Raw genomic sequence first — 11827 nt, 5'->3', positions numbered from 1 at the left:
ACCTTTTAGCGTGGTTGTGATTACTCTAATTTGTTTTTTATTTATCACGCTTTTTTTATTTTATTTGGTTAAAAAATTTAAGGATAAATAATGGTAACTTTAAAAGAAGCTTTAAAATTTTCAAATGAAGAATTAGAAAATTTAAAAAAAGAATTAAATGAAAAAGCACATAAACAAAAACATTTAGGTGCTTATGTAGAGCAGTTTTTAGGGAAAGACTTAAATACTTCAGGTGTAGGTGTGCCTATTGCTATAAAAGATAATATTAGTGTAAAAGATTGGGAATTAACTTGTGGTTCTAAAATTTTACAAGGTTATGTAGCACCTTATGATGCAAGTGTTATTGTAAATTTACGCAAAAATAATTTTGCTCCGTTTGGAAGATGTAATATGGATGAATTTGCTATGGGAAGCACAAGTGCTACTTCTTTTTATGGTAAGACTTTAAATCCGCTTGATAATGCTAAAGTTCCAGGTGGAAGTAGTGGTGGTAGTGCAGCTGCAGTGGCCGCTGGAATAGCTTTGGCAAGTTTGGGTTCAGATACGGGTGGTTCGGTAAGACAGCCTGCTGCTTTTTGTGGATGTATAGGGTTTAAGCCAAGTTATGGAAGAGTTAGTAGATACGGATTAGCTGCTTATTCTTCAAGTCTTGACCAAATTGGAGTAATTACTCAAAATGTTACAGACGCTGCGATTTTATATGATGTTATTGCAGGATATGATGAAAAAGATAGCACAAGTGCAAATATAGTTTTTGAGCCAACTACGCCAAAACTTAATGCAAGTAAAAAGCTAAAAATAGCTGTAATTAAAAATTATGTTGAGCAAACTAATGAAGATGTAAAACAAGCCTTGTTAAAAACCATAGATATGCTAAAAGCAAATGGTCATGAAATTGTTTATAAGGATTTGATGGATTCTACATTTGATGTTGCAGCTTATTATATCATCGCAGCAGCTGAAGCAAGTGCAAATTTAAGCCGTTATGATGGTGTAAGATATGGCAGAAGAAGTGAAAAATGCGATAATCTAAACCAAATGTATGTAAATAGTAGAAGTGAGGGCTTTGGAGAAGAAGTAAAAAGAAGAATTTTACTAGGAACCTTTGTTTTAAGCAGTGGATACTATGATGCTTATTATATTAAAGCACAAAAGGCTAGAAGATTTATCAAGCAAAAATATGAAGAAATTTTAAATGATTGTGATTTGATTTTTATGCCAGTTGCTCCAAGTGTGGCTTTTGGTTTTAATGATGTTAAAACTCCGGTGCAAATGTATTTAGAAGATGTATTTACTATTTCGGTTAATTTAGCAGGGCTTGGTGGTATTAGTGTGCCAGTAGGAAAAAATGAAAATGGGCTTAATATTTCAGCTCAATTAATTTGTAAAGCCTATGATGAGCAAACTTTGCTAGATGGTGCTTTAAGCTTGGAAGAAATTATCAAAAACAAATAAAGGAAAAATTATGAAAATCATCAAACGCGCTTTAACTTTTGAAGATGTTTTATTGGTTCCTCAATACTCTGAAGTTTTACCTAAAGAAGTGGATATTAAAACAAAGCTTACAAAAAATATCACTTTAAATATGCCTTTAATTTCAGCTGCTATGGATACAGTTACTGAACATAGAACTGCTATTATGATGGCAAGACTTGGTGGTATAGGAGTAATTCATAAAAATATGGATATAGCTTCGCAAGTTAGAGAGATAAAAAGAGTTAAAAAAAGTGAAAGTGGCGTGATTATGGATCCTATTTATATAGGAGCTAAAGCAAGTGTTAAAGAAGCGCTAGAATTAATGGCTGAATATAGAATTTCAGGTGTTCCTGTAGTAGATGAGAATAAAATTTTAATAGGAATTTTAACTAATCGTGATTTGAGATTTGAAACCAATTTTGATAATTTGGTAGAAAATGTTATGACAAAAATGCCTTTAATCACAGCTAAAAAAGGTTCTACCTTAGATGATGCTGAAAGAATTTTTTCTACCAATAAAGTAGAAAAACTTCCAATAGTAGATGAAAATAATCATTTGGAAGGTTTAATTACTATAAAAGATTTAAAAAAACGCAAAGAATATCCAAATTCTAATAAAGATGCTTATGGAAGATTAAGAGTAGCTGCGGCTGTTGGTGTAGGTCAGCTTGATCGTGTAAGAGCTTTAGTGGAAGCTGGTGTAGATGTGATAGTGATGGATAGTGCCCATGGGCATTCTAAAGGGATTATTGATACATTAAAAGCAATTAAGGCTGAGTTTAATGTAGATGTGATAGTAGGAAATGTTGCTAGTGCTAAAGCGGTTAAAGATCTTTGTGAGGCAGGTGCTGATGCGGTTAAAATAGGTATAGGACCTGGTAGTATTTGTACTACGCGTATAGTTTCAGGTGTAGGTGTGCCTCAAATTTCAGCTATAGATGAATGTGCGATAGAAGCAGGTAAGTATGGTGTGCCAGTAATTGCCGATGGGGGTATAAAATACTCAGGTGATATTGCAAAAGCTATTGCAGCAGGTGCAAGTAGCGTGATGATAGGCTCACTTTTGGCAGGGACTGATGAGAGTCCAGGAGAGTTATTTACTTATCAAGGAAGACAATATAAGAGTTACCGCGGTATGGGAAGTTTAGGAGCTATGCAAAAAGGAAGTTCAGATAGATATTTCCAAGAAGGAACAGCTCAAGATAAACTAGTGCCAGAAGGCATTGAAGGTAGGGTGCCTTATGTGGGAAGTATAAAAAGTGTAGTGCATCAACTTTTAGGTGGGCTTAGATCTTCTATGGGTTATGTGGGTGCAGTAGATATTAAAGCTTTCCAAGAAAGAGCTGAATTTGTAGAAATTACTGCAGCAGGTTTAAAAGAAAGCCATGTGCATGATGTAACCATCACAGCTGAAGCACCAAATTATAAGGTAAGTAATTAATGGAATTTGAAGATCATATCAAACAAGCTGAGCTTTCTTTGGAAAAACTTAATAATAAAGATTTAGATCTTAAAACCTGCGTAGAAATTTACAAAGAAGGTTTAAAAAACATAAAACAAGCAAGAACTATACTTGAAAAAGCAAAATTAGAAATCGAGCAAGTAGATGAGTAGTATTGTCGCTTTACAATTTCCAACTTTGGCTTTGAGTGAATCAAGACTTGATTATTATTTAAAGGCAGCTAAAGAAAGTGGTGCAAATTTAGTAGTTTTAGGTGAGTATGTTTTAAATAGCTTTTTTAGTGAGCTTAAGAGCATGCCAAAAAGTATGATTAAAGAACAAAGCCAAAGTAAAAAAGCAAGTTTGATAAAACTTGCTAAAAAATATGATTTAAACATCATAGCTCCATTTATTAGCGTGGAAAACGATGGTTTGAAAAAATTATGCTTAAAAGTAGGTCCGCAAAATGTAAAAGTATATGAACAGCAAATTTTAATGCCTTATGCACACTGGAACGAAGAAAAATTTTTTAACAATAAAAAAACTGATAAACTTAAACTTTTTGCTTTTACTCATGAAGGGCTAAAATGTGCTTTGCTTTTTGGTTTTGAAGCTCATTTTGATATCTTTTGGCAAATGATTATGAAAAAAAAGATAGATTTAGTTATTATCCCTACAGCTAGTACTTTTGAGAGTAATCAAAGATGGCTAGAGCTTTTAAAAACTAGAGCTTTTTTAAACTCAACAAGCATTTTAAGGGTTAATCGCATAGGCAATTTAAAGCAAGAAAATGAGTGGAAATTTTATGGAGATAGCTTTTTTATCAATGCTTTTGGAGAAGTACAAGAACAACTTGGCGATCAAGAAGAAATGCTTGTAGTAGAAGTTAGTAAAGTAAATGAAGCTAGAAATTTATGGGCTTTTGATAAGATTATTAAAAATTATTAATTTAAAAGCGTAAATTATTTACGCTTTTAAAACCTCCAAACTGCATTTGCTTCCACACTAACCCCTTCTCTTTGTCCAAAGTAACCTTTTAAAGCACTATTAAATTCTAAATCTTTAAAGAAGTATTTAAAACCTAGTTCTGTTATTAGAGTGCTTCCTTGTAGTTTAGGATTATCAATTTTGTATTCTTTATCCACTATCTTATCTTTTATACTACCTCTTGCATTAGCATTTAAAATATTTTCATAAGCTATACCTATGAAAGGATTAAAGTTTTGATAGTTTAAATAAGAAATTCTTGCTCCAAGATTGATTCTATGAGCGTGTATAGCATTATAGTGTAAAGGAGTATTTGCATCTAAGTTTAAATCTTTACTAGGGATATAATCATAATAGTATCTTGAATATAAATCCATTAAAATATTTTGTTTTAAATTCTTTACATAACCCAAACCTAAAGATGTTCCAAAGTAAGCACTTGAAGTATCAATATCTATGTTTTTAAGTGTGGTTTGAACTTCATAATCGTTTTTAATAATTCCACCTTTTACATAAGCATGAGTGTATAATCCTTGAGTAAAAAGATCTTGTTTTTTATAAAATAACCCATACCCAAATACTTATGCTTACCATCACCTAAAGTGTTACCTAAAACTGTATCATTAAAGGTTTTGTATTTGGTATATCCTGTTTCAAGGAATATAGAATTAAATATATTATAAGTATTTATATTCTTACCATAAGCTATAAGAGTAGATAAAGTATCTATATCTATATGAGAACCACTTTTATATCTTAAAAAGCTTCCTTTAGTAGCTGCATAAAAGCTGTTGTTTGGATCTAATTGTATATTAGCATTACTATCTAACATTGTTTGATTAACCAAGTCATCACTTTGTATAAGAGTTGGTATATAAGCTAAATTAGCTTCTAATAAAGCTTTAGTTTGTGGATTTAGTGTATCAGGATTATCAGGCTTATCAGGAATATCAGGTTCTTCTGGTATGCTAATGATTAATTCCTCATCTATATTATCTTGATCTTTATCTTTCATAGCAAGTTCAAATTCACTTGAATTTAATCTTTGTATAGTGACAAAGCTTCTAAAATTGATTAATTCACCTTTTGATTTCATAGAATCTAAATGTTCTTTAGTAAGTCTATCTCCATTAGAATTAGTAATACCATTGTTGTTAGAGATTAACACTATGTCTTCTTTAATACTTTCTATGCCATCTTTTAAATTGGTATAGATAGTGATGTTATTATTGTGTTCGTTTAAACCTCCATTGTTATTGTTTATATTAGAATGGAGTTTGGTTGGATTGGCGCCTGTGATAGTTAAAAAGCTTTTTCCTTTATTTAACTCACTTAATACTTTTTCATTAATAATGAAGTTGATGTTTTGAAAGCCACCAAAGTTTTGAGTACTTACTAAAGAATGTAAATTTAAGGTATTGCCAAGATAGGCTTGTTTCATATCTTTAGCATAGCCACCATAAAGATTGGTTAAATTTAATACACTTTGATTGTCTTTTGTGCCACTATAAACATTTTCACCTATGGTAACTTTATTGTTTATTGCTTGACCTTCTTGACCTCTATCATGGTTGCTTGAAATACTTCCCAATAATCCTCCAACCATAGTTGTGCCATTAAATATAGAATTGCTTATGCTTAGAGAGTTTGAGTTGGCACTTCTTTGAACTTTTGGCTTTGAAGTATCTGTGTAATCATTTTTTTGAACAAAAGCTCCAGCTAAAATTCCGCTATCTAAAGTAGAATCTTCTATGATTACAGAATTGTTGCTTGCTTTTCTTATATGAAAATTACTTTCATTTACCGGTGGAATTCCTGCAAAATTATACCCATCATTTCCATGAACGAATGCAGCAGTAATATAAGACATTTTTTTACCTAAAGTTGAGTTTTTGATATAGACTTTATTAGCATTTGCTTCTTGAGCCACAGCAGCATAAATAGCAACGCTTTTGCTATTTTCATTAGCCTCATCCAAGGTTTGAATTTGTGAATCTTTAATCGAAACAACATTATTTTCAACTTTACTATAACTTGCGCTATTTCCCCTTATACTAAAACTTTGCGTACTTGTTTTGAGTTTTAAAATAGAATTTTCTAAAAAAACGCTATTGCCTGTACTTGTTTTAGTGCTAGCACTAACCCCTGCCCCATAAATTCCACCTCCTGATTTTTTTTCTGCATTTTCCAATATTGAATTTTTTATAAAAACTATATTATTAGATAATTCAAAATCAGCATATGGAGCCCAAGTGTCAGTAAAAAATCCTGCAATATTGTAAAAATCTTTAATTTCGCTATTTTCTATAAAAGTTTTATTGTTTTTTGCCATAGATTGTGTTTTAGCATCTGCAAATCTTACAAGCCCTCCTGCAATAACTCTAAAATAATTTCCACCATTTTGTAAGTTAATTTTAGCACCTTTTATGAAAACACTATTATCATTTATAAACATATTCTCTCGAACAGTTGATGTGGGAGTTTTTTTAGCGGTTAAAAATCCACCTACTATGCTTCCTGAAGTAATTGATCCTCCATCCACACCATTTGCTTTAGTACTTCCACCATCAATAACCACTTGATTTGATGAAACTTCAACACCCCTTCCTAAAGATGCTCCCATGATGGTTCCTTTTCCACCACTATCTGTATCATCAGTGCTTTGTCCATCTAAATTTAAAACAGAATCACTTTTTAATTTTATATAAACAGAATTATTTTTTAAATTTATGGCAGTACCCCCTCTGCCATTATTTACATCATGTATGCCTTTAGTTACGGAAGCTCCTCGAATCACGCCTTTAATTTTACTTAAATCATTATTTGAATTAGCATCTATAAACACTTGATAATTTTGCTCTGTTTGATTTTTGTTTTTATCAAGATTAAAACCAAAAGAATTAGCAACATTGATTCCCCAACTTTGACCTCCAATACCTACATTTTCAATGGTTCCGGCATACTTTTTACAATTAGGGCTTTCACAAGTGCTTGGAAATTCAGGAAAATTTGGAAAAGAAGGATTTGTAACTTTTCTTTCAACTTGAATTTTTTCTTCAAATCCTAAATTTTTTGTATGATTGTTATCTTGGATTAATATGCTATCTGCATAAAGAGCTTGTGCTAAAATCAAAGAAGAGGTTAAAGAGATTGAAAATTTGCACATCCCCCCCCCCTAAATACTTCATTTTTTTTCATACTTGTTCCTTAAAATTTTTAGATGCGTTATTGTATTGTTTTAAAGTTTAAAAAATAATAAATAATAAATTATTTTTAAATAATAAAATACTTTTATTAAAACTATAAAAATGTTATAAATTTAAACCTTAAAACCTCCAAACTGCATTTGCTTCCACACTAACCCCTTCTCTTTGTCCAAAGTAACCTTTTAAAGCACTATTAAATTCTAAATCTTTAAAGAAGTATTTAAAACCTAGTTCTGTTATTAGAGTGCTTCCTTGTAGTTTAGGATTATCAATTTTGTATTCTTTATCCACTATCTTATCTTTTATACTACCTCTTGCATTAGCATTTAAAATATTTTCATAAGCTATACCTATGAAAGGATTAAAGTTTTGATAGTTTAAATAAGAAATTCTTGCTCCAAGATTGATTCTATGAGCGTGTATAGCATTATAGTGTAAAGGAGTATTTGCATCTAAGTTTAAATCTTTACTAGGGATATAATCATAATAGTATCTTGAATATAAATCCATTAAAATATTTTGTTTTAAATTCTTTACATAACCCAAACCTAAAGATGTTCCAAAGTAAGCACTTGAAGTATCAATATCTATGTTTTTAAGTGTGGTTTGAACTTCATAATCGTTTTTAATAATTCCACCTTTTACATAAGCATGAGTGTATAATCCTTGAGTAAAAAGATCTTGTTTTTTTATAAAATAACCCATACCCAAATACTTATGCTTACCATCACCTAAAGTGTTACCTAAAACTGTATCATTAAAGGTTTTGTATTTGGTATATCCTGTTTCAAGGAATATAGAATTAAATATATTATAAGTATTTATATTCTTACCATAAGCTATAAGAGTAGATAAAGTATCTATATCTATATGAGAACCACTTTTATATCTTAAAAAGCTTCCTTTAGTAGCTGCATAAAAGCTGTTGTTTGGATCTAATTGTATATTAGCATTACTATCTAACATTGTTTGATTAACCAAGTCATCACTTTGTATAAGAGTTGGTATATAAGCTAAATTAGCTTCTAATAAAGCTTTAGTTTGTGGATTTAGTGTATCAGGATTATCAGGCTTATCAGGAATATCAGGTTCTTCTGGTATGCTAATGATTAATTCCTCATCTATATTATCTTGATCTTTATCTTTCATAGCAAGTTCAAATTCACTTGAATTTAATCTTTGTATAGTGACAAAGCTTCTAAAATTGATTAATTCACCTTTTGATTTCATAGAATCTAAATGTTCTTTAGTAAGTCTATCTCCATTAGAATTAGTAATACCATTGTTGTTAGAGATTAACACTATGTCTTCTTTAATACTTTCTATGCCATCTTTTAAATTGGTATAGATAGTGATGTTATTATTGTGTTCGTTTAAACCTCCATTGTTATTGTTTATATTAGAATGGAGTTTGGTTGGATTGGCGCCTGTGATAGTTAAAAAGCTTTTTCCTTTATTTAACTCACTTAATACTTTTTCATTAATAATGAAGTTGATGTTTTGAAAGCCACCAAAGTTTTGAGTACTTACTAAAGAATGTAAATTTAAGGTATTGCCAAGATAGGCTTGTTTCATATCTTTAGCATAGCCACCATAAAGATCTTTAAAATTAAAGATATTGTTATTTTCTTGCTGTGTTAATGTTGATCCTGCTTTAGTGGCAGTTGAATTTTTTATGGTTATGGTATTATTAATAGCACTACCTTCTTTAGTATCAGTTTTTGTACCCATATTAGCACCAAATATACTAGTGTTGTTAAAATTACCTCCTTCTAAGATTATAGAATTTCCATTTGCACTTGTATTATCTGCGCTTGCATAAGTTCCAGATACGATAGCATCTTTAATAATATTATCTTTTAAAACAATATTATTGTTATTTGCTTTTGCATTTGCTTGAACCAATCTAGCACCTACTATGAAATTAGTCTTTTCGCCAAGTGTGGAATTTTCTATACTTAAAGTGTTGTTGTCTGCGCTGATAGATGATATAACAACATTTATATCACTTCCTTTGCTTGTATTATTCAAGAGATTGATATTTTTTAGATTTAGGGTATTTTTTTTGCATTTTGAACACTTAAAGCAGTGCTTATGTAAAAAGTATTAGAATTTGAGCTTTCATTTGTATTATCAATGTTTAAATCCTCAAGTAAAATACTATTTTCATCAGTATTTGTAGCTTTATAAACTGCAAAAATACCTATTTGATTTCTAATACCTTTTTTATCGTTATTAATTTTGATGTTGCTTTTGCTAATTTTTAAATGATTTTGATTAGCTGTTATATCTATTGGTATGTTAAAAGTATTTGATGGTGCGGTAACTACAAATATTTCATTTGCTTGGATTTTTGAATTTTGTATCACTAAATCATTGTTATTAGCTATACTTTTTGGCGATCTGTTATGAAAGCGCACTACACCTATATTGCTTGCATTAGTGCTATTTCCTTTCGTGGTAACATTGTCTAAAAACAGTATGTTATTGTTAGCTGTTAGAATGGTTTTGTTATTTGAGTTTGATAAGATGAGATTGTTTGTATAAATTCCTCCGTTTTCTATGGTTGAATTTTTTATATAAGTTTTATTATTGTTTGCATCAATTTTAAGCCCAAAATTGTCTTCATAACTAAGATAAAATGCTGCTAAACTTGCATTTTTAACATGAGTTTGTTCTAAAAAAAGTGTATTATCGTCGCCTTTTACCGGAGTTTTAAAAAGTTTATTTAGCGTAACATGTCCTGCATAAATTCCTGCATTTTCTATGGTAGCACCTTTGATAAAGGTTTGGTTGTTATAAGCACTATTTTTATAAGCACTTCCTGCAGCAATACCGCCATAATCCATTAGCATATAACTATTAACATTATCAACTTTTTTTTCAAAACTAATGGTTTTATCATTGCTTGTGCTTAAGTCTATATAGATTTTATTGTTACTAACTTCAGCTTCTTTTCCTACTGCAGCTCTTATAGCACCGGTTAAATTTTTGGCGCTTTTTATTATGATGGTATTATTGCTTTGTGTTTTTGTTGAATCAAAACCAAAGCTATTATCAAGTTTTAAATTAAAACTTGCTGTCCCAGCAGTTGGTTCTGCAATAGTTATTTGTGATAAATCATTTGTTCCATCATAAGTTTTACAATTTTCTTTATTATTGCAATCTGGCAAAGTTGGAAATTCAGGAAAAGTTATTTCTTTTGATTGAGCATATAGGCTTGATATGAGTGTTAAAGCCAAGAAAAGAGACTTATATCCTCCCCCATTACTATAGATTATTCCTTTCATAATTTTCCCTGTAATTTTTAGTATTTGAAATTGTATAAAAGATATATTCATTTTTTATTAAATTTAAAATTATTGTTATAAAAAATAAGTAAAATTAGTTTTTTAATCTAATTTATGAGGTTATTAATGCAAAAAATTCATTTTATAGGTATAGGTGGTATTGGAATTTCAGCTTTGGCGAGATTTTTAAAAGAACAAGGTTTTAAGATAAGTGGTTCTGATATTAAAGAAAGTAAAATTACAAAAGAATTAGAAAAAGAGGGAATGAGTATAAAAATTCCTCATCATAAAGATAATGTTAAAAATGTAGATTTAGTAGTATATTCAGCTGCCATAAAAGAAGATAATGAAGAATTAATCAGTGCAAAAGAGCAAAACATTGCAACTCTTTCAAGAAAAGAAGCTTTGCCTATGATTTTAAAAGACAAAAGAGTTTTTGCGGTTGCAGGGGCTCATGGTAAAAGCACAACTTCAAGTATTTTAGCAAGTTTGATAGAAGCTTCTGTAATCATAGGTGCTGTTTTAAAAGAAAGTGGCACTAATATGCTTTATAAAGAAAGTGAAAATATTATTTTTGAGGCAGATGAAAGCGATAGTTCTTTTTTAAATTCAAATCCATATTTAGCTATAGTAACAAATGTTGAAGCAGAGCATTTAGATTATTATAGTAATGATTTAGAAAAATTACACAAAGCTTATGTGGATTTTTTAAACCTATCTAAGATTCAGGTTATTAATGGCGAAGATGAATTTTTGGCAAGTTTAAATTTAAGTAATGTAAAAAAACTTTATCCAAGTAAAGATATCACAAATGTTTATATGAAAGTAGAAAATTTCAAACCAAAAACATATTTTACACTAAAAGATTTAGGGGAATTTAGTGTTTTTGGTATGGGAGAGCATATGGCAATGGACGCTGCTTTGGCTATTTTAGCCGCAAGTGAATTTGCGAGTATAGATGAAATTAAAACTCGACTTTTAAAATATCAAGGTATTAAAAAAAGATTTGATATTTTATTTGCTAATGAAAATATGGCTTTGATTGATGATTATGGACATCATCCAACAGAAATTAAAATTACGCTAAAAGCAGCAAATGAGTATGCGAAATTAGCTGGATACAAAAAAATCATAGCTATATTTGAACCTCATCGCTATACGCGTCTAAGTGCAAATATAGAGTATTTTAGTGAAGTTTTATCTAGCGTTGATGGGCTTTATATTTTACCAGTTTATGCAGCAGGAGAAGCTAGAATAGAAATTAATATGCAAAAATATTTCCCAAAAGCTAAATTTATAAAAGAAATCAAAAGAGAAGAAAATGCTATTTATCTTGATGGTGAATTAGTTGAAAATGGTTTAGTGATTGGTTTTGGTGCAGGAGATATAAGCACAAAGCTTAGGGGAAAATATGTTTAAGATTTTTT

General features: G+C 30.0%; 9 protein-coding genes. 5 read left to right on the top strand and 4 right to left on the bottom strand.

From position 1 onward, the window contains the following. The first annotated feature begins 90 nt into the window (after positions 1-90). Genes gatA through CARM_RS05985 form a run of 4 tightly spaced genes read left to right on the top strand, consistent with a single transcriptional unit; the run spans position 91 to position 3865 of the window. Entirely contained in the window at positions 91-1455 is a 1365-nt protein-coding gene (gene gatA, locus CARM_RS06000; RefSeq protein ID WP_139426907.1) for an Asp-tRNA(Asn)/Glu-tRNA(Gln) amidotransferase subunit GatA, read from the top strand. Between the two features lie 10 nt (positions 1456-1465). Then, positions 1466-2917 (top strand): IMP dehydrogenase, encoded by a 1452-nt coding sequence (gene guaB / locus CARM_RS05995; protein ID WP_139426909.1) that lies wholly within the window; start codon positions 1466-1468, stop codon positions 2915-2917. Beyond that, entirely contained in the window at positions 2917-3090 is a 174-nt protein-coding gene (xseB, locus tag CARM_RS05990) for an exodeoxyribonuclease VII small subunit (protein ID WP_139426911.1), read from the top strand. The genes guaB and xseB overlap by 1 nt, the downstream gene beginning before the upstream one ends. Next, a complete protein-coding gene (locus CARM_RS05985; protein WP_139426913.1) occupies positions 3083-3865 on the top strand; it encodes a carbon-nitrogen hydrolase family protein in 783 nt (260 codons plus the stop codon). The genes xseB and CARM_RS05985 overlap by 8 nt, the downstream gene beginning before the upstream one ends. Before the next feature lie 26 nt (positions 3866-3891). On the opposite strand, the gene CARM_RS05980 is transcribed toward CARM_RS05985, so the two are convergent. The 4 genes from CARM_RS05980 to CARM_RS05965 all read right to left on the bottom strand — a co-directional run bounded on the left by CARM_RS05980 (position 3892) and on the right by CARM_RS05965 (position 10400). Continuing rightward, entirely contained in the window at positions 3892-4281 is a 390-nt protein-coding gene (locus CARM_RS05980) for a hypothetical protein (protein ID WP_425321093.1), read from the bottom strand. Between the two features lie 131 nt (positions 4282-4412). Continuing rightward, complete coding sequence (locus CARM_RS05975) at positions 4413-7070, bottom strand: hypothetical protein (RefSeq protein ID WP_176301009.1); 2658 nt, start codon at positions 7068-7070, stop codon at positions 4413-4415. A 160-nt stretch (positions 7071-7230) separates the two neighbouring features. Next, positions 7231-9141: a hypothetical protein gene (locus tag CARM_RS05970; protein WP_139426950.1), complete on the bottom strand. Its 1911-nt coding sequence runs from the start codon at positions 9139-9141 to the stop codon at positions 7231-7233. 20 nt (positions 9142-9161) lie between these two features. Continuing rightward, the gene (locus CARM_RS05965) at positions 9162-10400 is read right to left on the bottom strand and encodes a hypothetical protein (RefSeq protein WP_139426951.1); all 1239 of its coding nucleotides are present in this window, start codon (positions 10398-10400) and stop codon (positions 9162-9164) included. 126 nt (positions 10401-10526) lie between these two features. Here CARM_RS05965 and murC point away from each other — a divergent pair, with 126 nt between their 5' ends. Then, positions 10527-11819: a UDP-N-acetylmuramate--L-alanine ligase gene (gene murC / locus CARM_RS05960; protein WP_139426953.1), complete on the top strand. Its 1293-nt coding sequence runs from the start codon at positions 10527-10529 to the stop codon at positions 11817-11819. The last annotated feature ends 8 nt before the right edge of the window (positions 11820-11827 follow it).

The organism is Campylobacter armoricus (assembly GCF_013372105.1).
GTDB lineage: Bacteria > Campylobacterota > Campylobacteria > Campylobacterales > Campylobacteraceae > Campylobacter_D > Campylobacter_D armoricus.
Note: the sequence above shows the minus strand (reverse complement) of the source record. Positions and strands in the feature narration are given on the sequence as shown.